The sequence below is a fragment of the Pseudomonas sp. BP11-1-1 genome, assembly GCF_052112105.1.
Classification (GTDB): domain Bacteria; phylum Pseudomonadota; class Gammaproteobacteria; order Pseudomonadales; family Pseudomonadaceae; genus Aquipseudomonas; species Aquipseudomonas alvandae.
This window is the reverse complement of the sequence record NZ_JAUTYU010000009.1, coordinates 11,993-32,034: the sequence shown is the minus strand read 5'-3', so window position 1 is coordinate 32,034 and position 20,042 is coordinate 11,993. Positions and strand designations below refer to the sequence as shown.

Annotated in this window: 20 protein-coding genes; 9 read left to right on the top strand and 11 right to left on the bottom strand. The window is 59.1% G+C overall.

Annotated features, from left to right (window positions below; genetic code table 11):
• Nucleotides 1–116 precede the first annotated feature (116 nt).
• Nucleotides 117–716 (top strand): FMN-dependent NADH-azoreductase, encoded by a 600-nt coding sequence (locus Q7C33_RS18100; protein WP_407683888.1) that lies wholly within the window; start codon nucleotides 117–119, stop codon nucleotides 714–716.
• 343 nt (nucleotides 717–1,059) lie between these two features.
• Nucleotides 1,060–1,926 carry a carboxylate/amino acid/amine transporter gene (locus tag Q7C33_RS18095; protein WP_407683887.1) on the top strand — a complete coding sequence of 289 codons (867 nt, stop codon included), beginning with the start codon at nucleotides 1,060–1,062 and terminating at the stop codon, nucleotides 1,924–1,926.
• Nucleotides 1,927–2,034: 108 nt separating this feature from the next.
• Here the strand turns inward: Q7C33_RS18095 and Q7C33_RS18090 are convergent, their stop codons facing one another.
• Nucleotides 2,035–3,333, bottom strand: coding sequence for a mechanosensitive ion channel family protein (locus tag Q7C33_RS18090; protein ID WP_030141157.1), 1,299 nt, complete (start codon nucleotides 3,331–3,333; stop codon nucleotides 2,035–2,037).
• Between the two features lie 191 nt (nucleotides 3,334–3,524).
• On the opposite strand from Q7C33_RS18090, the gene Q7C33_RS18085 reads away from it, so the two are divergent.
• Nucleotides 3,525–4,871: a DEAD/DEAH box helicase gene (locus tag Q7C33_RS18085; protein ID WP_323154362.1), complete on the top strand. Its 1,347-nt coding sequence runs from the start codon at nucleotides 3,525–3,527 to the stop codon at nucleotides 4,869–4,871.
• A gap of 221 nt (nucleotides 4,872–5,092) precedes the next feature.
• Here the strand turns inward: Q7C33_RS18085 and Q7C33_RS18080 are convergent, their stop codons facing one another.
• From Q7C33_RS18080 to Q7C33_RS18070, 3 genes are all read right to left on the bottom strand, one after another.
• Nucleotides 5,093–5,368 (bottom strand): hypothetical protein, encoded by a 276-nt coding sequence (locus Q7C33_RS18080; RefSeq protein ID WP_030141155.1) that lies wholly within the window; start codon nucleotides 5,366–5,368, stop codon nucleotides 5,093–5,095.
• 175 nt (nucleotides 5,369–5,543) lie between these two features.
• On the bottom strand, nucleotides 5,544–6,254 hold the full coding sequence (locus Q7C33_RS18075) for a sulfite exporter TauE/SafE family protein (protein ID WP_407683886.1): 711 nt from the start codon (nucleotides 6,252–6,254) through the stop codon (nucleotides 5,544–5,546).
• Nucleotides 6,255–6,594: 340 nt separating this feature from the next.
• A complete protein-coding gene (locus Q7C33_RS18070; protein ID WP_030141153.1) occupies nucleotides 6,595–6,867 on the bottom strand; it encodes a hypothetical protein in 273 nt (90 codons plus the stop codon).
• Between the two features lie 562 nt (nucleotides 6,868–7,429).
• Here Q7C33_RS18070 and Q7C33_RS18065 point away from each other — a divergent pair.
• Entirely contained in the window at nucleotides 7,430–7,687 is a 258-nt protein-coding gene (locus tag Q7C33_RS18065; protein WP_030141152.1) for a BrnA antitoxin family protein, read from the top strand.
• Between the two features lie 194 nt (nucleotides 7,688–7,881).
• Here Q7C33_RS18065 and Q7C33_RS18060 read toward each other — a convergent pair whose 3' ends face one another.
• On the bottom strand, nucleotides 7,882–8,613 hold the full coding sequence (locus Q7C33_RS18060) for a DUF899 domain-containing protein (RefSeq protein WP_030141151.1): 732 nt from the start codon (nucleotides 8,611–8,613) through the stop codon (nucleotides 7,882–7,884).
• Between the two features lie 188 nt (nucleotides 8,614–8,801).
• Between Q7C33_RS18060 and Q7C33_RS18055 the strand changes: the two genes are divergently transcribed.
• Nucleotides 8,802–9,194: a hypothetical protein gene (locus tag Q7C33_RS18055; protein WP_030141150.1), complete on the top strand. Its 393-nt coding sequence runs from the start codon at nucleotides 8,802–8,804 to the stop codon at nucleotides 9,192–9,194.
• A 124-nt stretch (nucleotides 9,195–9,318) separates the two neighbouring features.
• Here the strand turns inward: Q7C33_RS18055 and Q7C33_RS18050 are convergent, their stop codons facing one another.
• The 3 genes from Q7C33_RS18050 to Q7C33_RS18040 all read right to left on the bottom strand — a co-directional run bounded on the left by Q7C33_RS18050 (nucleotide 9,319) and on the right by Q7C33_RS18040 (nucleotide 11,363).
• Entirely contained in the window at nucleotides 9,319–10,185 is an 867-nt protein-coding gene (locus tag Q7C33_RS18050; RefSeq protein ID WP_407683885.1) for a DUF6279 family lipoprotein, read from the bottom strand.
• Nucleotides 10,186–10,266: 81 nt separating this feature from the next.
• Nucleotides 10,267–10,977 (bottom strand): TorF family putative porin, encoded by a 711-nt coding sequence (locus Q7C33_RS18045; protein ID WP_030141148.1) that lies wholly within the window; start codon nucleotides 10,975–10,977, stop codon nucleotides 10,267–10,269.
• Nucleotides 10,978–11,174: 197 nt separating this feature from the next.
• The gene (locus tag Q7C33_RS18040; RefSeq protein WP_018607615.1) at nucleotides 11,175–11,363 is read right to left on the bottom strand and encodes a hypothetical protein; all 189 of its coding nucleotides are present in this window, start codon (nucleotides 11,361–11,363) and stop codon (nucleotides 11,175–11,177) included.
• Nucleotides 11,364–11,693: 330 nt separating this feature from the next.
• Between Q7C33_RS18040 and Q7C33_RS18035 the strand changes: the two genes are divergently transcribed.
• Nucleotides 11,694–12,530: a CvfB family protein gene (locus Q7C33_RS18035; protein WP_030141147.1), complete on the top strand. Its 837-nt coding sequence runs from the start codon at nucleotides 11,694–11,696 to the stop codon at nucleotides 12,528–12,530.
• A 407-nt stretch (nucleotides 12,531–12,937) separates the two neighbouring features.
• Nucleotides 12,938–14,392, top strand: coding sequence for an NCS1 family nucleobase:cation symporter-1 (locus Q7C33_RS18030; RefSeq protein WP_181287473.1), 1,455 nt, complete (start codon nucleotides 12,938–12,940; stop codon nucleotides 14,390–14,392).
• On the opposite strand, the gene Q7C33_RS18025 is transcribed toward Q7C33_RS18030, so the two are convergent.
• Nucleotides 14,393–15,565, bottom strand: a complete 1,173-nt coding sequence (locus Q7C33_RS18025) for an MFS transporter (RefSeq protein WP_198797182.1) — start codon at nucleotides 15,563–15,565, stop codon at nucleotides 14,393–14,395. It abuts the gene before it with no gap.
• Between the two features lie 103 nt (nucleotides 15,566–15,668).
• On the opposite strand from Q7C33_RS18025, the gene ptrR reads away from it, so the two are divergent.
• Entirely contained in the window at nucleotides 15,669–16,562 is an 894-nt protein-coding gene (gene ptrR, locus Q7C33_RS18020; RefSeq protein WP_198797183.1) for a putrescine utilization regulator PtrR, read from the top strand.
• 138 nt (nucleotides 16,563–16,700) lie between these two features.
• Nucleotides 16,701–16,829 (top strand): PA1414 family protein, encoded by a 129-nt coding sequence (locus Q7C33_RS18015; protein WP_256222727.1) that lies wholly within the window; start codon nucleotides 16,701–16,703, stop codon nucleotides 16,827–16,829.
• Between the two features lie 208 nt (nucleotides 16,830–17,037).
• On the opposite strand, the gene Q7C33_RS18010 is transcribed toward Q7C33_RS18015, so the two are convergent.
• Both Q7C33_RS18010 and Q7C33_RS18005 read right to left on the bottom strand, forming a co-directional pair.
• On the bottom strand, nucleotides 17,038–18,306 hold the full coding sequence (locus Q7C33_RS18010; protein WP_407683884.1) for an IS110 family transposase: 1,269 nt from the start codon (nucleotides 18,304–18,306) through the stop codon (nucleotides 17,038–17,040).
• A 321-nt stretch (nucleotides 18,307–18,627) separates the two neighbouring features.
• Complete coding sequence (locus Q7C33_RS18005; protein ID WP_217860090.1) at nucleotides 18,628–20,016, bottom strand: sodium:solute symporter; 1,389 nt, start codon at nucleotides 20,014–20,016, stop codon at nucleotides 18,628–18,630.
• Between the last annotated feature and the right edge of the window lie 26 nt (nucleotides 20,017–20,042).

Sequence of the window (20,042 nt, the reverse complement as noted above, 5' to 3'; positions counted from 1 at the left end):
CTTATAAACGAAAATATCGATGTGTTGCAGCAATTATTTGCGCTTTTTCATCGATATGATCGCGCTTAACCTTCACTCCATCGACTGACAACATTTTCAGATGGAGCCTACAAGCCATGTCCCGCGTCCTGATCATCGAAAGCAGTGCCCGCCAGCAAGATTCTGTTTCCCGTCAACTGACCCAGACCTTCATCAGCCAATGGAAAGCTGCGCATTCGTCCGATGAAATCACCGTTCGCGACCTGGCCGTCAATCCGGTGCCGCACCTGGATGCCAACCTCCTGGGCGGCTGGATGAAACCGGCAGAGCAGCGCAACGACATCGAGAATGCTTCGCTGGAGCGCTCCAACCAACTGACCGACGAACTGCTGGCCGCCGACGTACTGGTGATGGCGGCGCCGATGTACAACTTCGCGATTCCCAGCACCTTGAAAGCCTGGCTCGACCACGTGCTGCGTGCCGGTGTGACCTTCAAGTACACCCCCACCGGCCCCCAGGGTTTGTTGACCGGTAAACGCGCCTTTGTGCTCACCGCACGCGGCGGCATTCACGCCGGCGGCGCCTCCGATCACCAGGAACCGTACCTGCGCCAGGTCATGGGTTTCATCGGTATCCATGACGTGGCCTTCATCCATGCCGAGGGCATGAACCTGGGCGGCGACTTCCAGGAGAAGGGTTTGAACCAGGCCAACGCCAAGCTTTCCCAGGTCGCCTGAGCCGTTAATCCTCGGGTAATCGCCGAGTGGTCTAGTGACTCGGCGCTTCCCTTCAAACCGTTTTGCGCATCGAACCTCCCTTTGCACTTATTGCTCCTGAGTGCATCAGCCCGATTGAACGCTTTAGCGAGATCGGGCTTTTTTTTTGCGTGCAATTTTCCATTCGCTGAATGCCCATGTGGGAGCGAGCTTGCTCGCGAAGGCGTCGTGTCAGTCGATGCATTAGCTGCCTGATACTCCGCTTTCGCGAGCAAGCTCGCTCCCACAGGGTCTGTGTAGAGAGGTAATTAGCGACAACCACCAAAACCCGCTATCTTCGCCGCCATTCAAAACGAGGAGCGGTATGGGCTATCTACTTTTTGTGACCTTGATCCAGGCATTTTCCTTCAGCCTGATCGGCGAATACCTGGCGGGGCATGTCGACAGTTATTTCGCGGTGCTGGTGCGCGTCGTGCTGGCGGGACTGGTGTTCATTCCCCTGACGCGCTGGCGTCAGGTCGAGCCATCGTTCATGCGCGGGATGCTGTTGATTGGCGCTCTGCAGTTTGGCGTGACCTACGTCTGCCTCTATCTGAGTTTCCGAGTGCTGACCGTGCCGGAAGTGCTGCTGTTTACCATCCTTACGCCGCTGCACGTGACCTTGATCGAAGACGCCCTCAATCGTCGCTTCAATCCCTGGGCCTTGATCGCGGCGCTGGTGGCAGTGGCCGGCGCGGCGGTGATTCGCTACGACCGGATCAACCCGGATTTCTTCATGGGCTTCTTGCTGCTGCAACTCGCCAACTTCACCTATGCGGCCGGGCAGGTGTTGTACAAGCGCTTGGTGGCGCGTCACCCAAGCGACCTGCCGCATTATCGGCGTTTCGGTTATTTCTACCTCGGCGCGCTGATGGTGGCGTTGCCGGCGTTCCTGCTGTTCGGCAAGGCTGATTTCTGGCCGGAGGCGCCGTTGCAATGGGGCGTGCTGGTCTTCCTCGGGCTGGTCTCCACCGCGTTGGGGCTGTACTGGTGGAACAAAGGTGCCTGCCTGGTCAACGGCGGCACGCTGGCGGTGATGAACAACCTGCACGTGCCGGTGGGGCTGCTGGTGAACCTGCTGATCTGGAACCAGCACGAGGCGCTGGGGCGGTTGCTGCTGGGTGGGTCGGTGATACTGGCGGCGGTGTGGATCAGTCGGTTGGGGGTACGACAACCTCAGCCTTCACCCTAACCCCTGTGGGAGCGAGCTTGCTCGCGATGGCGCACTATCAGTCAGCATCTATGTTTCTGACACACCGCTATCGCGAGCAAGCTCCCACACAGGGGAATCGGGTTGGCTTCAGACCACCTGCTTCTGCGCCTCCGGCAGGTGACTCGCCCCCAGCACCGCCGGCAGCAACCCCGCCCGCAGATCCGTGCCGCTCGGCTGCTGGTACAGGCCCAGCCCGAACTCCGGCATCACCGCCAGCAGGTAATCGAAGATATCCCCCTGGATGCGCTCGTAGTCGGCCCACACGGTGGTGCCGGTGAAGCAGTAGATTTCCAGCGGGATGCCCTGTGCGGTGGTCTGTAGCTGGCGCACCATGCAGGTCATGTTCGGCTGGATCTCCGGGTGGCTTTTCAAATAGGCCAGGGCATAGGCGCGAAAGGTGCCCAGGTTGGTCATCCGCCGACGGTTGGCCGCCATCGCCGCGACGTTGCCCTGGGCTTCGTTCCAGGCCTTGAGTTCGGCCTGTTTGCGGCCCATGTAGTCGGTCAGCAGGCGAACCTGGGACAGGCGCTGCTCTTCGTCGTCATGCAGGAAACGCACGCCGCTGGCATCGATGAACAGGCTGCGCTTGATCCTTCGTCCGCCGGATTGCTGCATGCCGCGCCAGTTCTTGAACGACTCGGACATCAACCGCCAGGTCGGGATCGAGACGATGGTCTTGTCGAAGTTCTGCACCTTGACCGTGTGCAGCGTGATGTCCACCACATCGCCGTCGGCGCCCACCTGCGGCATCTCGATCCAGTCGCCGACCCGCAGCATGTCGTTGCTGGTCAACTGCACGCTGGCAACGAACGACAGCAGCGTGTCCTTGTAGACCAAGAGGATCACCGCCGACATCGCACCCAGGCCCGACAGCAGCAACAGCGGCGAACGATCGATCAGCGTGGCGACGATGATGATCGCGCCGAACACATACAGCACCATTTTCGTCAGTTGCACATAGCCCTTGATCGAGCGGGTGCGTGCGTGTTCGGTGCGGGCGTAGACGTCCAGCAGGGCGCTGAGCAGGGCGCTGATGGCGAGCAACATGAACAGGATGGTGAAGGACAGCGCGACATTACCGAGGAAAACCGTGCTGGTCTTGCTCAAGCCAGGCACCAGATGCAGGCCGGACTGAATGATCAGCGACGGCGTCGTCTGCGCCAGGCGATGAAAGACTTTGTTCTGGCGCAGGTCGTTGACCCAGTGCAGGGCCGGTTGCCGGCCGATCAGCTTGGCGCCGTGCAGGATCAGGTAGCGCGCCACGCGCCCGAGCACCAATGCGATCGTCACCAGCAGCGCCAGCGCAAGGCCGGAATGCAGCAGCGGATGTTGATCCAGGGCGCCCCAGAAATCCTGGAGGTTGAGCCAGAGTTGTTTGATATCCATGGGTGAGACGGTCTTCTGTGAGCGCGATGGGGCGAATTAGAGCATTTAAGCGCCGCGAAGTGACCGTTGATCGTCAATCCTATGATCAAAACACGCTGATTTGCTGCCGTTTGCACAAAGAAACTCGGCCTTCGCGCTCGAAACCGTTACCCTATGCAGCTGTTTTTTTGCATTTCTTCGAGGTAGCACCCGTGTTTTCCCAATTCGCCCTGCACGAACGCCTGCTCAAAGCCGTGGCCGAGCTTAAATTTGTCGAGCCAACGCCGGTGCAGGCAGCGGCTATTCCGCTCGCGCTCCAAGGGCGTGACCTGCGGGTGACGGCGCAAACCGGCAGCGGCAAGACCGCCGCGTTCGTGCTGCCGATCCTCAACCGCCTGATCGGCCCGGCCAAGGTCCGCGTCAGCATCAAGACCCTGATCCTGCTGCCGACCCGTGAACTGGCCCAGCAGACCTTGAAGGAAGTGGAGCGCTTCTCGCAGTTCACCTTCATCAAGTCCGGCCTGATCACCGGCGGCGAAGACTTCAAGGTCCAGGCCGCCATGCTGCGCAAGGTGCCGGACATCCTGATCGGCACCCCGGGGCGGATGATCGAGCAATTGAACGCCGGCAACCTCGACCTCAAGGAAGTCGAAGTGCTGGTGCTGGACGAAGCCGACCGCATGCTGGACATGGGCTTTGCCGAAGACGTGCAGCGCCTGGTGGACGAATGCGTCAATCGCCAGCAGACCATGCTGTTCTCTGCCACCACCGGCGGTTCGGGCTTGCGCGAGATGATCGCCAAGGTGCTGAATAACCCTGAGCATTTGCAGCTCAACGCGGTCAGCCAACTGAACTCCACCACCCGCCAGCAGATCATCACCGCTGACCACAACCAGCACAAAGAGCAAATTGTGAACTGGTTGCTGGCCAACGAGACCTACGAAAAAGCCATCGTCTTCACCAACACCCGGGCCATGGCCGACCGCATCTACGGTCGCCTCGTTGCCCAGGAATACAAGGCGTTCGTGCTGCACGGCGAGAAAGACCAGAAGGACCGCAAGCTGGCCATCGACCGCCTGAAGCAGGGCGGCGTGAAAATCCTCGTCGCCACCGACGTCGCTGCCCGTGGCCTGGACGTGGATGGCCTGGACATGGTCATCAACTTCGACATGCCCCGCAGCGGCGACGAATACGTGCACCGCATCGGTCGTACCGGTCGTGCCGGCAACGACGGCCTAGCGATCTCGCTGATCTGCCACGGCGACTGGAACCTGATGTCGAGCATCGAGCGCTACCTCAAGCAGAGCTTCGAGCGCCGCACCATCAAGGAAGTCAAAGGCACCTACGGCGGACCGAAAAAGGTCAAGGCGTCGGGCAAGGCCGTTGGCGTGAAGAAGAAAAAGGTCGACGGCAAGGGCGACAAGAAAAAAACCGGCGCCAAGGCCCCGACCAAGCGCAAGACCGCCAACCGCCCGAAGACCGACGCCCCGTCGCTGGTCAGCAAGGACGGCATGGCCCCGCTCAAGCGCCGCAAGCCAGAGGCGCCGGCGGCTGAGTGAGTTGGCGTTAGCGCTTCATGAAAAAACCGGACCTTGGGTCCGGTTTTTTTATGCACAGATGAATCTGACACGACGCCCGTGGCGAGGGGATTTATCCCCGCTGGGGCGCGAAGCGGCCCTAAATCTGGCAACCCGGTATGTCAGATTAATCGGGAGGGCCGCTTCAGCCCAGCGGGGATAAATCCCCTCGCCACAAAAGCTGGTCATGCCTGACTCAGCGATCACTCCGCCTTCTTCTGCGCCTCTTCCAACTCCTGCAGACGCTTGTCGATCAACTGGCACTTGTCCGGCAGATCCTTGCTGGAAGTCCCCAGATCCATGGCTTGCAGTTCGTCATTCATTTCCTTGGCCTTGGACGGGTCCTGCTCGGTGAGCTTGGCAACCTTATCCGCCAGTTGCTCGCGCTTGAGGGTGGCTTCTTCAGGCGTGCAGGTGGCCCAGGCGGGCAGGGCGCAGGCGAGGGTGGCGGCGAGGGTGAGTTTGATGAGGGTTTTCATGGCTCGGGCCTCGTATTCCTTTGTTGGGCGGATATCCGGTTGAGGCTGGGGGCGGGTGGAAAGTTCATTGATTTACCATTTAGAAAATCCCGCTTTTGGCTTGTTGCGCCAGCAGTTTCTTTGCCTGTCCGCCGGCAGCAGGCGAGTCGAGAAGCGCATCCCTTCGATAAACCTATCAGTAGAAGCCTCGCACCAGCAGCATAACCGCACCGATGAAAACCACGCCCTCCATTAAAAGTGAATGCCCGCCCGGTGTCACATAGCGTAATAAACGGCGGGCGACAAACGCCCCGGGTACGGTTGCCAATCCGATCAAAAGCCCGCCCAGCACCAGTTTGGCGTCGAGCTGCTGGAACCCTCCGAATACGGCTACCTTGACCAGTCCCATCGTCAAAGAGATGACCGCATCGGTTGCAATGAGAGGAGCGCCGTATAGCCCCGACGACAAGAGGATGGTGCTGAGTACTGGACCAGTTCCAGTCATTGCCCCATTGACGAGGCCAAACCCCGCGCCGCAAACGCCTTCTCCCAGGCTTCCAAGAGCGTGGTTGGATGACGAACGCAACCGTCGGAACAAGATGCTGCAAAACATGACCCCGCTGAGCAGGACGCAAATCCATCGTGAGGACAGCAGGGTGTAGCTGTAAGCACCCAAGGCGCAACAAGGCAAGCCCGCGCACAGCAGTCTTTTGACGTGTACCCACTCGATAGCCCGCCAAAACGCCCAGGCTCGGCTACCGTTAGTCAGGACCATGCCGACCGCCATTAGGGGGATCACGTTCTCAACGCCAACAATAGGCACCAGTGCGATGGGCAGGATCAATCCCGTCCCGAAGCCTGAAACGCCTCCGATCAGGGATGCAAAGAATGCAACGGCGGCGATCACTACTGCCTCGTACAGGCCAACGTTTCCCAACTGCAACCCCCTCTATTCTCCCGACCGTGTCTGGCATGATTAAGCAAAGTCCGGCTGCTGCTACAACGTTCAAGCAAAAAGGGAACAGATTTGAATGGCAACTACTTATCCTTCTTCGGGTATCCATTCTTCCTGACTTCGGTCCTGGTGATCGACGTCTTTTCATCAGTATGGGGTAAGGCTTGGGTCTTCGTTTTATAGCGCACGGCTCAACTGTTGATGCTGTGCTTGTAGAACCTGGTCTGTACCCAGAGTCCATTTTGCTTTCCGCGCATGTGAAAAACGGCGACCCGAAGGTCGCCCGTTTTCGTTATTCAGCAGCTTGCGCTCGCAGCCGTCTCCCAATCACATCCAACACATCACACCCATCGCGCAGCGATATCGTCAGCAGCTTGCAAAAATCAGAAAGCACAACCGTATCGGAGCTGATGTCCGAACGGAACGCGATGTTTTCCAGCAGCTGGGTCACGGTGCGGATGCGGTAGTCGGCGGTTTCAAAGAGTACGTCGAGTGGGGCGTCGGTTTCGATGAGGAGGGTGGCAGGCGTGCAGTCGACGCCAGTGATGGGCATGTATCTGGTCATAGCAAGAGCCTCGGAAGTTGATGAGCCTCTCTGTTGATGCGAGTCGCCAAACCCGGTCGTCTTTTTGAGCGACGAGGGACTATAGGCTGGCCCGGTCCAGTGCCACAAGACACCGCTTTCCGAGCTTCGTGTAGGACGTTTGGCCTGGCATTTGTCGGCTTAAAGCAAGCGACTGCTACGCAGTCGAGCGGGGGCAAGCTCCCTCGCCACGGGGCGGTGCTCGGCTTGAAGATTGTGCTTATCCGCATCGTTAGCCGCAGGGGTTGGCCTCTTAGTGTCCGTTGGGATGTGGATAAGTCCTCGTTTCTTCCACTACGAGCTGTTTTGTCATCTGTCTATTTGTAGGAAGTTTCAACCTTCGAGCGAGATCCTTCGTACTTCTATAGGGGACGCGTCTGATTTCAGAAGGACGGTTTCGACAGTAGTCTCTTTGGTCAGAGGTGCGCCGCGTCGAACCATTGGCCGGATCAGTATGTGGCTGGCGCGGTTGGCTACACCGAACGGCGAGGCGATGAGATCCGCATGCCTCCGCCCGATAGCTACGAAATAGGAGGCATACGTTATGTCGAAAACATCGAAAACTGACTGGGAGCGCTTGGCCAAGTTGGATGATGCGGACATCGATACCAGCGATATCCCCGAATTGGATGAGAACTTCTTCCGTCGCGCCGAGCTGCGTGTGCCGGTAAAACAGGCGGTGACTATTCGCCTTGATGCCGATGTGGTTGAGTGGTTCAAGGGGCAGGGTGCGGGTTATCAAACACGCATCAATCAGCTTCTTCGGCAATACATGCAGGCTCAGCAGGGCCATCGTCGGTGAGCAAATCAATGACAACGGGCGACTGAGAAGTCGCCCGTTGTCATTGATTCTGTTAGCGGCGCTCGCAGGTCTTCCGATTCGATCAATCCTCTCGCGTAGCGCTGTGGTTAAGGCAAAACTGGCGACTGCTACGCAGCCGAGCGGGAGCAAGCTCCCTCGCCACGAGATCGCGCTCGACTGGGTTGCTTGGCGCATCAGCTGTGGCAGCAACTGTGGGGCTTGGCCTCTTCGTATTTATCGTGATGCCGTACCCAGTCCATGATTTCGTCTTCGTTGCGGCCCTTGGGCGTGAGGTCGAGGTAGTTGTAGGTGCCGACCAGGATGTCGAGGCCGCGGGCGTAGGTGGAGTAGGTGTGGAAGATGTCGCCGGCTTCGTTGCGATAGAAGACGCTCAGGCCTGGGAGTTCGCCTTCGGTGGTGTCGGTTTTTTCGTAGTTGTAGGTGGCTATTCCAGCGGCGGTGTCTTCGGTTTTAAAGCTGACACCGAAGTCATAGTTGAAGTCGCAGCCATGCGATGAAACCCAGTCGAAGGCCCAGCCCATGCGACGCTTGAAGGGTTGGAATTCAGCGAAGGGCGCGCGGGACACGGCCACCACGGCGACGTCGTGGTGGGCCAGGTGTTGGTTGGCGCCGTCGATGTGGTCGGACAGGAACGAGCAGCCTTGGCAGCCTTCGGTCCAGCCGGGGCCGAACATGAAGTGGTAGATGATCAGTTGGCTGCGGCCGCCGAACAGGTCGGCGAGGCTCAGTTCGCCGTGGAGGCCTTGGAAGCGGTAGGGTTTGTCGATTTTTACCCAGGGCAGGGCGCGGCGTTCGGCGCTGAGTTTGTCTCGTTCGCGGGTGAAGGCTTTTTCGTGGGCCAGGTGTTCGCGGCGGGCGGCGAGCCATTCTTCACGCGAGACGACCTGATGGTGCTCGATGTTCATGGGGCTTCTCCTCAGGGATGGATATACCGACGATTGCAAAAGTTAGTCGTTTGGCTGGCGGCGGATTCGACAAACCGTTGGTCGGCTTGTGGATATGGGCGGTCGAAAACCCGGCTGAACGGCGCTGAACCGCTTCGGTCACACGTTAGGTAGGCATCTCTCTCTCAAGCTTTAGAGGATGGACCAGGATGACGACTTATAACTGGGACTTGATCGAACGGTTGCTCCACGAAGTGCAGAACGGCGCCGGCCACAGTTTTACTCCTCGGCCTTATGCGGAGCAGCACGCGGCGGAAAAGGCGGCTCAGGGCGAGGAAATCGAGAACCTCGATCATCTGAAAGCGGTCGCTGGGGAGTACGAAAAATTACTGCTGGAGCGTGGGTATATCGAGCCCCGGCCAGAGGAGGAGGGCGGCAACGGCGAGAATTTTGTGCTGACACCACGCGGCTCGCGGTTGTTGAGCCTGATCGACAGCAGCATTCCGGGCAATGATCATCCGCGCCAGGTGCTGGATGAGCAGGAAGATGCGCTGGATGAGTTTACCTTTGATGATCTGGCTTCGAAGGCGCAGATTGCCTGATGGTCTGCGCTGAACCCTGTGGGAGCGAGCTTGCTCGCGATAGCGGTCTGACATTCAACTGATGTGTTGCCTGTTCAGCCACTATCGCGAGCAAGCTCGCTCCCACATTGGATCTACAGTGGTTTTACGAGCGCGCCGCCTTCAAGCATTTCAGATCACTGAAATCCTTCTTCACCCCATCAATTTTCTGCAACAACCGTTCACGCTGCGCCGGGGTGCTGTTGGCCATCAGGTCCACCAGCAGGCTGCGGGCCTGGGCTTCGGTTTTGTTGTAGGCCTCGCGGTAAGCGGGCGTCCATAGGCTCTCGCGGTTGACCAACAGTTGTTCGATGCGTTTCGGGAAGTCCGGGCTGTGGCGCTGGGCGACGGCTTCGCTGAACTGGTTTTGCCAGTGGGCGCGGTTGGCGATCCATTGCTGGTTCTGGTCGCCCAGGGCGGTGGACCAAGCCATCACCCGCTGGCGCTGTGCGTCGTTGATCGGGCCGATCCAGTCGTCGAGGCGTTTCTCCATGCGCTCGGCGCGCTCCTTGATCTGTTGTTCTAAAGTCGGCTTGAGGTATTCACGCTGCCGCTTGCGCTGGTCCTTGACGAACGCGGCGTCCATGTCGGCGACCTGCTCGTTGCTCAGGCCCTGCAATAACTCGATGGCCGAAGGTGTGATCTCCCGGGCGGTCTCGGCGATCGCGGCCTTGGCCTCGCGGGTGCGCTGCTGCAAGGCTTCATCAGTCACCTGGTTGGTCTGCACCATGGTCTTCAGGCGATCGAGCCAATCCAGGTAGCCGGGCAGTTGCGTGGTGCAATGCCAGCTCAAGTGCTCCTTGAGGCGATCGTCGAACCAGTCTTTTTGCTGACCGTTGATCTCCAGGTAATCGTTGAGTGTCCAGGGAATGATCAGGTCGAGGTTGCGGTAGGCCAGGCCAACACGGCTGCAAGCGGTGAGTGTCAGCAGCAGGGCGATGAACATGGCGGTGCGTACTAACCAGCGCGACATGAGCGAGTCCTTGCGAAAGCGGAGGTGCTTTGTTTGAGCATGGCAGGCGCGCGGCAGTTCAGCCGATTGAATAAGTAACGCTTAGTAAAAAGGATGGGCCATCTTCAGGGTCAGCAGGCTATCGCATTCGCTGTTGTGGCCGGAGTACGCCGAGCAGCTGCTACCGCTGAGGCTTGAGTCGCTGTAGATCAGGTCCAGGTCGATGCCCCGCCACGGTCGGGAGATTTTCAACGACCAGTCGCTGAAACTGCCTACATAACCATCTTCCACCGAGACTGGAGTATTGAGTTGGTGGGTGGTGTATTTGGCGCTGATGCCGATGCCGAAGGGCACGTTGCCACCGAGGTCGGCAAACAGGGTGCTGTTCTGCTTGTCCGGATCGTTGCTCAGGGCCGCACCGAAGCGGCTGCCGAGGATGGTCAGGCCGCCGTAGAATTCCTGGCTGTCGAGGGTGTCGACGGTGGGGTAGCTGTAGTGGATCAGGCCGACTTCGTAGCCCAGGGTCTGGTCGAAAGGGTGTTTGAAGCCCATGTAGGAATCGACTTCAAGGTCGGCGGAGTAGCCGGCACTGGGAGACCATTGTCCGACGTACCAGCCACTGTCGTGGCTCAGGTCCAGGCCGCCGTGGAACGAGCCGGTGCTCGACGGTGTGACCAGGCCTTGGGCCATGCTGCGGCTGGGGGTGGTGCCGAGCTTGAGGTCGAAGTCACCGAGCTCGCGCTGGAATACCTGCCCATAGGCAAAGGGGCAAGCGAGCAAGCTGAACGTCAGCAGGACAACAGGAATGCGCATGCTTCACTCCATCAATAGCGAGGAGCAGGGAACCGTAACCAAGCTGGAACGCTTGAGCTAGAGAGGTGCAAGCATACCGGCGAATGTTCGGCAGCGATGGCCGTTCGTCGATTTCTGCGGGAATGGATTTAAGGAGAGGGGTTCCAGCCCAAGCGCTTCGGGATTCAAAGCGCTTTGGGACCAGGTGACGCGGGGGATTACTTCTTGCCCAGGCTGATCTGCTTGGACGGACCGAAGGTCTGGCCGCTGACACCTTTGGCAATCTGCTGGATTTCACCGCCGGACTTGAGGAACGCAGCGATCTGGTCGTTGATCGACTCGCTGGTTTCAACGGCTGGAGCTGGCTTTGCTTTGCTGTTGGATGCTTTTACGCGCATGACGGCCATTAACCTATGGATAATTAATTGGGCCAGGCATCGTACAGGAAATACTTGACAATTGCTTGGCAAATATCCCCTTTGATTATTTTCGGCAAGGCCTGAATATTGACCGATTCATGCCTGTTTATTACCGCTAAGCCACTGTTTTTAAATAACAACCGTGCCTTTTATTCAAAGCTGAAGCGGCACGGCTCGAGCCCTTCGCCGTCTGACGAGTGGCTTTGTCAAGGGCGAAAACCCTTGAAAATCAAGGCCTACGCGGTCAGATCCTTCAACGTCACGAATCGCACCGCAAAACCGGGTAGAATGCCGCCCACGCAATGAGGGTATTTGGAAATGGCTTTAGTCGGGCGCTACAACAGTTTGCAAGTGGTTAAACACACCAACTTCGGTTTATACCTGGACGGCGGTGCGGACGGTGAAATCCTCCTGCCCAACCGTTATATCCCCAAGGATATTCCCAGTGAAGATGAAGACTGGCTCAATGTTTTCATTTATCTGGACAGCGACGACAAACTGATCGCCACCACGGAAAAACCGAAAGTCCAGGTTGGGGAATTCGCCAGCCTGAAAGTGGTTGAAGTCAACAGCATTGGCGTGTTCCTGGACTGGGGCCTGCCGAAGGATCTGCTGCTGCCGTATTCCGAAGAAAAACGCCAGCTGACGGCGGGCGAGTACTGCGTGGTGCACGTCTACCTCGACAAGCACACCCGCCGCATCACCGCCACCGCGCGGTTGGATCGTTATCTGGACAAGACCCCGGCCAACTACACGGCTGGGCAGGAAGTTGATTTGCTGGTTGCCGAAGCTACCGACATGGGCTTCAAGGCGATCATCAATAACAAGCACTGGGGCTTGATCCACAAGAACGAAATCTTCAAGTTCATGCGCGCCGGCAAACAGGAAAAGGGTTTCATCAAGGAGATCCGTCCGGACGGCAAGATCAGCTTGAGTTTGCAGCCGGTGGGTCAGGAAGCGGCCACCAGCCTCAACGCGAAGATCCTCGCCAAGTTGCGTGAAAACAACGGCACGCTGCCGGTCAGCGACAAGAGCGACCCGGTGTTGATCAGCAGTCTGTTTGGCGTGAGCAAGGGCAACTTCAAGAAGGCCATTGGTGCGCTGTACAAGAACGGGCAGATTGTCATTCATGCTGATCGTATTGAGCTGACTTGATCGTTAGGCCGAGCAAACCACCGTTGGCTAGGTCATCCTGTGGCGAGGGGATTTATCCCCGCTGGGCTGCGAAGCAGCCCTGATTCGAACGCCTCGGTGTACCTGCCAGATTGAGTGGTTATTTTTGGGGCTGCTCCGCAGCCCAGCGGGGATAAATCCCCTCGCCACAAATTTTCGCTGTATACAAAACTCCTTGCACCTTAACCATGCACCCGCGCCCCGTTCGTGGGCGTTCTGTTGTGCTCGTTCGGTTTTTACCTGCGCTGAAAAGCGCGGTTTGTCTCGCATCCAGCGCCTATGGCACGCATTCTGCGTAGCAACCCGTATACAAACCACGCCGGCTCCCGTGCGCAGTGTGGTGGACAATCAAACTCGGGGGCACGGCGGCACCCAAAAGGAGCCCCGCAATGTCCGAGCAATTGCCCAACGGCTACAGCCCCCGTCTCTATAACGAAGACCTGGGCCCGCTGCCGCAGAAATGGAATTGGTACAACATCTTCGCGTTCTGGATGAGTGATGTGCACAGCGTCGGCGGCTATGTGTTTGCCGCCAGCCTGTTCGCCTTGGGCCTGGCGAGTTGGCAGGTGCTGATCGCGTTGCTCGGCGGGATTTGCATCGTGCAATTGATCGCCAATCTGGTCGCGAAGCCGAGTCAACAGGCGGCGGTGCCTTATCCGGTCATTTGCAGGCTGGCATTTGGCGTGTTCGGGGCGAATATCCCGGCGGTGATTCGCGGGCTGATCGCGGTGGCCTGGTATGGGATCCAGACGTACCTGGCGTCAAGTGCGCTGATCATCGTAGTCCTGCGGTTTTTTCCTTCGATGGAAGCCTACGCGACACCTCATTTTGCCGGCTTGTCCTACCTGGGCTGGTTCGGTTTCCTCAGCCTGTGGTTCGTCCAGGCATTGGTGTTCTGGACCGGCATGGAGTCGATCCGTCGTTTCATCGATTGGGCTGGGCCGGTGGTGTATGCCGTGATGTTCCTGTTGGCCGGTTGGATTGTCTGGAAGGCTGGTTGGAGCAACATCAGTTTTACCCTGGCGGAAAAGTCCCTATCCGGTTGGCAGGCATTCGGCCAAGTGATCGTGGCGACGGCCCTGGTGGTGTCCTACTTTTCGGGTCCGACCTTGAATTTCGGCGATTTCAGTCGGTACTGCCGGAGCATGTCCGACGTACGTCGTGGAAATTTCTGGGGCCTGCCGGTGAATTTCCTGGCGTTCTCCCTGGTGACCGTGGTGATTGTTTCCGGCACGTTGCCGGTGTTTGGAGAAATGCTCCACGACCCGATCGCCACCGTGGCGCGCATCGACAACAACGTCGCCGTCCTGCTGGGCGCCTTTGCCTTCGTCACCGCGACCATCGGCATCAACATCGTCGCCAACTTCGTGTCCCCGGCGTTCGACTTTGCCAACGTCGCGCCGAGCAAGATCAGTTGGCGCGCCGGCGGCATGATTGCGGCGGTGGCTTCGATTTTCATCACGCCGTGGAATCTGTTCAACAACCCTGAAGTGATCCACTACACCCTGGACGTGCTGGCGGCGTTTATCGGCCCGTTGTTTGGCATCCTGCTGGTGGATTACTACCTGATCAAGAAGCAGCAGATCGACGTCGATGCGCTGTTCAACGACGGCCCGACTGGACGTTATTACTACAGCGGGGGGATCAACTGGACAGCGGTGAAGGCGTTGATCCCGGCGACGCTGATGGGCGTCGCAATCACGTTCACGCCGTTTCTCCAACCGATGGCCAACTTTGCCTGGTTCACTGGCTGCTTCCTCGGCGGTGTGTTGTATTTCGCCTTGGCGCGACGCGAACCTTTCCCACAGCTGAACACATCGCTGAACCCGGCCGGCCAGGCCTGATCACCGCAGGACGGTCTGGGCGCAGCGTTCGACCGCGCTTCGGTTGGCGGGCCGCAGCAACAGGCCGCCCGCCAGCACCAGGCCGCTGCCGGCAATGATCAGCGCGGGTTGCAAGCCGCCGCTGAAATGGCTGCTCAGCGCCGCCAGCAACGGTCCGCTGAGCTGGCCGATGGCGAAACACGCGGTCAGCAGACCGATGTTGCGCTGGATGGCATGGGGCGCCAGTTCTCGGGAACGCAACACCATCAATTGCATGCAAGCCAGGAACGGCGTGCCACACAGGATCACGCCCAGCGCCAATCCCGCGCCGCTGCCCAGCAGGCAGGCAAACACGCCAGCAGCTTGCAGCCACAAGGTCGCCATCAACCAGCGGCTGGTGGTGTTCGGGTTGGGCCGGCGCAGGCTCACCAACAGCACGCCGATGGCTGCGGCCAGGCCGAAGCAAGGCCAGAACAGGTCTGCCTGCCATTGCCCGTGGAACTGTGCGGAAGCCATCTGCGACAGGAAGGTCGCCGGAATGATATAGCCAACGCCATACAAGGCATAAACCACGCAGAGCCGGGCGATGCCGCGGTGGTTGGCCACGGTGGTTGGCGCTGCAACAGTGGCCGTAGGCACGGGTTTCGGCAGGGCCGGCAGGATCACCAGCAACATCAACAGCGCCGCCCCGGCGTATACCAGCCACAAGATGTCGGATGTCTGGCCCAACAGGTTCGAGCCAAGGGCCAACAAGCCTGTCAGAAAAATTCCCAAGCCAGGTCCGGCGAATACCAGTGCGCCCAGCCGTGGTCGCCCCGTCGCCGCAGCCAAGGGTTGGCTCAGGGCGGTAATCATCACCATCACCCAGGCGCTCGCCACGCCCGTGCCGAAGCGCAACGCCAGGTGCGGCCAGAAGCCCCAGGCCCAGAACGACGCCAGGGTTAACAGCACGCACAACCACAGGCCGCCGAGCAACCGTCGCTGCACCTGTTCCGGACGGCGGGCGAACATGGCGTCGAGCGCGCCGAGCAGATAACCGAGGTAGTTGGCAGCGGCGATCAGACCGGCGGCGGTCAAGTCCACCTGACCTTCGCCGATCAAATGAGGTAACTGCGGTGTGAGGGCGAAGCGGCCAATGCCCATGGCCATCATCAGGGCAATGAAGCTGGCGAGCAGGCGAATCAAGGGCGACATGGTCGATCTCCGGCGTCGAGGTGATTGACCGTCAGGCTAGGACCGATTGACTTTCATTAAAAATGAATAATAGTGAGCAACTTGTTCGTTTTTGGAGAAGGCCGTGGAGTTCAGCCAGTTACGTATTTTCCAAGCGGTGGCCGAAGAGGGTTCCATCACTCGGGCCGCCGAGCGTCTGCACCGGGTGCCGTCGAACCTGTCGACCCGGCTCAAGCAGCTGGAAGAGCAGTTGGGCGTGGATCTTTTCCTAAGGGAGCGTCAGCGATTGCAGTTGTCGCCTGCGGGAAAAGTCCTGTTGGACTATGCGACCAAGCTGTTCGCCTTGCACGACGAAGCCCACGCGGCGGTGCAGGGCGGCCAGCCGGCCGGGGATTTTGTCCTGGGCACGATGTACAGCACGGCGGCGACGCATTTGCCGGACCTGCTGGCGGCTTATCACCGGGCTTATCCGGCGGTGAACCTGCAAGTGCAATCGGGACCGAGTGGGGAGTTGCTTGAAGGCCTGCTCACCAATCGCCTCGATGCGGCGCTGGTGGACGGCCCGCTGGAGCTGGCGGGGTTGGATGGCGTGCCGTTGTGCGACGAGCGGTTGGTGTTGATCACTGAGACCGATCATCTGCCGGTGCGCAGTGCGCTGGATGTGCAGGGCCGTGCGGTGTTCACTTTCCGGCGTGGCTGTTCCTATCGGATGCGCCTGGAAGCCTGGTTCGCCCACGACCATGCAACCATGGGCCGGGCGATGGAGATCGAGTCATACCAGGGAATGCTGGCCTGTGTGATTGCCGGCTCCGGGGTGGCGCTGATGTCCGAGTCGATGCTCGCCAGCCTGCCGGGGCGCGAACGTGTCATGGTGCATCCGCTGGCCGAGCCGTTTGCCAGTGCGACGACGTGGTTGATGTGGCGCAAAGGCATGGTCGGCGCCAACCTGAACGCCTGGATTGAATTGCAACAACAAGCCTGGCCGCGTGCGCCAATGATCCCGGCGCAATCGGCTTGAACTCACCACCTGGGATTTGGATCAATTCAGTAACAGATCATTGCAATCTGTAACGAGCATTGAACAGGACTTCGGACTATTATCAGTGCGAAGGGGCCACAGAAATCTGCCGCTCGCACCACCTGAGGGGGCACCACGATGAAAGAGAAAATCCAGAACTGGCTTCATGACCTGGGTGTCGCGCTTGGCCTGATCGAGCCGCCCATGCAGCCGATACCGATCCGCACTGACGACGAGCAACGTCGCCGCCAGCCGCGCCGCCGGTAAACCCACCAGGAATTTGGAGAGATCGCAGTTCCGGACCATTTCAATCGAGATGGCCCGGAACTGCGATCTTTTTATTGGCGGCGCGAACACCTGTGGCGAGGGGATTTATCCCCGCTCGACTGCGCAGCAGTCGCAAACAGGGTCAAGAGTATCTTCTGAAAGATAGGAAAGGCTTAAACAGGGCAGCTTCACGCCCTGAGCTCTTCCGTCAACATGCTTTCGTTGTCTCCGGTGTTGTCATCAAAGGCGAGTTGTGGCGGGTCAGGGCTTGTAGATAGATGCTTTCGTCGTACGGGACTCTGGCCTTCCAGCACCGATAAACGATCCTGATCCATTTAAAAGCCAGTGCCCTCAGGGCTGCTTGATGAGAGCAGCCCTTGGCCTTCTGCTGACGATAGTATGCCCCTGCCCATGCCGATTGATTGATGCTGTGGGCAGCCCACTCCACAAACGTCTGACGCAAAAAGGTTGAACATAGATAGCGCCAGCGGACGATTTTCTTCTTGCCACTGCGCTCGGTAACCGGGGCGATCCCGGCATATCGCTGCACCGCACCAGCATTCTTGAAGCGATCACGTTGCTCACCAAAAGCCACCATCAGCCGGGGTGCAAGCTGTGGCCCGGCCCCAGGCAAGGATTTGAAGAGGCTGTAATCGGCCAGGGTATTGGCCGTTTCTTCAATCGCCGCATCAAACTGCTTGATCGCCACCAGCATCCCGCTCAACTGCGATGCCAGGGTCCGTACATACAGCGCTGAAGGGTTAACAATCCCCGGATCCTCTGTCAGTGGCGTGGCCTTGAGGATCAAGGCCAGACGCTCCTGATTGAGTTCTGCATGGCGAACATTATGCGCGTTAAGAAATTTCAAAACGCTGGTAGGCCGAGCACGTTTAAGTGCTTCCAACGTCGACCAGCGCTCCAGGAAATTACAAAACACCAGCGTGTCATGGTCGTGGAACAACTCCAGCACCAACGGATAGTACTGCTTGAGCATGCAAACCAACCGATTGCTGATTCTTACTCGCTCATCAACCAAGGTTCGCCGATGTTCGGTCAAGCTAGCCAGATGGCGTATGGCAGGACTTTGTTTCTCTTGCTGGGGAAATCTGTCGGGATGCTTGAGCAGCAGCTCAAGTGCCCACTGGGCATCGCTCGGATCGTCCTTCGCACCGCTGGGGACGAAGGCTTTGCGGTGTTTGGCTAAGGTGGCGGGATTGATTGGGAACAGACAAAAGAAATCATATTTTTGCAGAGCCGCGATCAGGGGGCCTTTATCCAACTCCACGGCAATGGCAATAGGGCCGCCATAGCGCTGGTACAGCCCATGAGCCCATTGATCGATGGCTTCGGGGGTGTGTCGGATCACCGAGAAGGACCGCTGGGCTTGCCCAGCAACCTGCAAGCAGACGTCATGTTTGGTATCGGCCCAATCAATTCCGATATAAGCAGTGAATTTTTGAGACAACAGCGTTTGCATGGCACACCTCCACAGACGCTAAAGTACATGCAGGAACATGCATGCTTGCGTCCAGCGAAGGCGATATAGAGAGCCGTGGCCGGCTTTCCCTGAGTGTTCGTTAGAGGGCGCAAGCGCACCTGCTGGGCTCGAAGGTGAAGCGGTAATCATCGAAATGCGTTGCAGCCCTATTCGTAGCCCGCAGGTGCATGTTCCTTCCTCGCCGACAACCGAATTCCAGCGAACATCAGTATGGAAGAGGAAGGAACGGACTACCTATATCGCAGCCCTGCGGGGATAAATCCCCTCGCCACAAGTGTGTTCGGCTCGATTCAGTTTCGATCAAGCGGCCTTGGCCACCACATTCGACCTTGGCGATAGCAAACTCACCAGCACGAAACTCACCAACGCCACGCTCAGGCTGTAATAGATCGGCGTGTTCGCATCCAAACCATCCTTGAACATGAAGAACAACGCCGTCACGAAGCCCAGCGACATGCTGCTGATCGCGCCTGCGGTGGTCGCGCGTTTCCAGTAGATGGCACCGATCAGCGGGATCAGCATGCCGCCCACCAGCAGGTTGTACGCCAGCGTCAGGGCGCTGATCACATCGCTGACCACCAGGGCGATCGCCAGGACAACCCCGCCCAACAGCAAGGTCGCGATGCGGTTTTCATGGACGTCGCCGTTACCGCTTTCACGACCTTGGCGCAGACGCGGCAGGAGATCCTGGACGACGGTGGTGGAGGCCGCCAGCAGTCCCGCCGCCGCGGTGGACATCAGCGCCGCGAGGGCAGCGGCGATGACGAGGCCGCGGATCCCGTTGGGCAAGCTGTGTTGCACCACGCTGGCGAAGGCGTTGTTGACGTTTTCCAGGTCCGGCAGCAACACCTTGGCCGCCATGCCGATCAGCGCACCGGCCAGGCCGTAGAGCACGCAGTACAGGCCGGCGGCGGTGCCGGCGACTTTGGCCACGCCTTCGCTGCGGGCGGTGAATACCCGCTGCCAGATGTCCTGGCCGATGAAGATGCCGAAAAAGTAGATCAGGAAGTACGTGACGATGGTGTCCCAGCCAATCGCGGTGAAATCGAAATAGCGCGCCGGCAAGGCCGCCACCATCGCGTCCCAGCCACCGGCGTCACTGATGGACATCGGCATCAGCAAGAACACCAGGCCGATGGTCATGATCAGGAACTGCACGATGTCGGTCAGGGTCAGCGACCACATGCCGCCGATGGTGGAATACAGCACCACCACGCCGCCGCCCACCAGGATCGACACCCAGAAGGGCAGGCCGAACAGCACCTGCATGACCGTGCCGATGGCGATGGTCGACGTGGCGCCGATCATCAGCGCGTAGACCAGCATGATCAGTGCGCTGGCGTGGCGCGCGGCCGGGTTGTAGCGGCGCTCCAGCACCTGGGTCACGGTGTAGATCTTGAGCTTGAGCAACGGCTTGGCGAGGAACAGGCTCAGCCCGACGATGCCCAGGCCGATGGCGCCGCACAGCCAGAATCCGGAAATGCCATGGACATAGCCCAGGCGCACGGTGCCGATGGTCGAGGCGCCGCCGAGCACGGTGGCGGCCATGGTGCCCAGGTAAAAGCCCGGGCCGAGGTTACGCCCGGCGACGAGGTAGTCGTCACGGGTCTTGGCGCGGCGCATGCCGTACCAGCCGAGGGCGATCATGCCGGTGGCGTAGATGAGAACGACGATTAAATCCAAGGCCATGATGGCGTGTCTCCGATTTGTCTTTT

What these genes read in the sequence shown, in the direction of transcription:
- Q7C33_RS18005 (WP_217860090.1), bottom strand. Translation starts at nt 20,016, where the DNA reads ATGGCCTTGGATTTAATCGTCGTTCTCATCTACGCCACCGGCATGATC.
- Q7C33_RS18025 (WP_198797182.1), bottom strand. Translation starts at nt 15,565, where the DNA reads ATGTCGCCCTTGATTCGCCTGCTCGCCAGCTTCATTGCCCTGATGATG.
- Q7C33_RS18030 (WP_181287473.1), top strand. Translation starts at nt 12,938, where the DNA reads ATGTCCGAGCAATTGCCCAACGGCTACAGCCCCCGTCTCTATAACGAA.
- Q7C33_RS18010 (WP_407683884.1), bottom strand. Translation starts at nt 18,306, where the DNA reads ATGCAAACGCTGTTGTCTCAAAAATTCACTGCTTATATCGGAATTGAT.
- Q7C33_RS18045 (WP_030141148.1), bottom strand. Translation starts at nt 10,977, where the DNA reads ATGCGCATTCCTGTTGTCCTGCTGACGTTCAGCTTGCTCGCTTGCCCC.
- Q7C33_RS18095 (WP_407683887.1), top strand. Translation starts at nt 1,060, where the DNA reads ATGGGCTATCTACTTTTTGTGACCTTGATCCAGGCATTTTCCTTCAGC.
- Q7C33_RS18065 (WP_030141152.1), top strand. Translation starts at nt 7,430, where the DNA reads ATGTCGAAAACATCGAAAACTGACTGGGAGCGCTTGGCCAAGTTGGAT.
- Q7C33_RS18015 (WP_256222727.1), top strand. Translation starts at nt 16,701, where the DNA reads ATGAAAGAGAAAATCCAGAACTGGCTTCATGACCTGGGTGTCGCGCTT.
- Q7C33_RS18055 (WP_030141150.1), top strand. Translation starts at nt 8,802, where the DNA reads ATGACGACTTATAACTGGGACTTGATCGAACGGTTGCTCCACGAAGTG.
- Q7C33_RS18080 (WP_030141155.1), bottom strand. Translation starts at nt 5,368, where the DNA reads ATGAAAACCCTCATCAAACTCACCCTCGCCGCCACCCTCGCCTGCGCC.
- Q7C33_RS18060 (WP_030141151.1), bottom strand. Translation starts at nt 8,613, where the DNA reads ATGAACATCGAGCACCATCAGGTCGTCTCGCGTGAAGAATGGCTCGCC.
- Q7C33_RS18070 (WP_030141153.1), bottom strand. Translation starts at nt 6,867, where the DNA reads ATGACCAGATACATGCCCATCACTGGCGTCGACTGCACGCCTGCCACC.
- Q7C33_RS18100 (WP_407683888.1), top strand. Translation starts at nt 117, where the DNA reads ATGTCCCGCGTCCTGATCATCGAAAGCAGTGCCCGCCAGCAAGATTCT.
- Q7C33_RS18035 (WP_030141147.1), top strand. Translation starts at nt 11,694, where the DNA reads ATGGCTTTAGTCGGGCGCTACAACAGTTTGCAAGTGGTTAAACACACC.
- Q7C33_RS18050 (WP_407683885.1), bottom strand. Translation starts at nt 10,185, where the DNA reads ATGTCGCGCTGGTTAGTACGCACCGCCATGTTCATCGCCCTGCTGCTG.
- Q7C33_RS18090 (WP_030141157.1), bottom strand. Translation starts at nt 3,333, where the DNA reads ATGGATATCAAACAACTCTGGCTCAACCTCCAGGATTTCTGGGGCGCC.
- Q7C33_RS18040 (WP_018607615.1), bottom strand. Translation starts at nt 11,363, where the DNA reads ATGGCCGTCATGCGCGTAAAAGCATCCAACAGCAAAGCAAAGCCAGCT.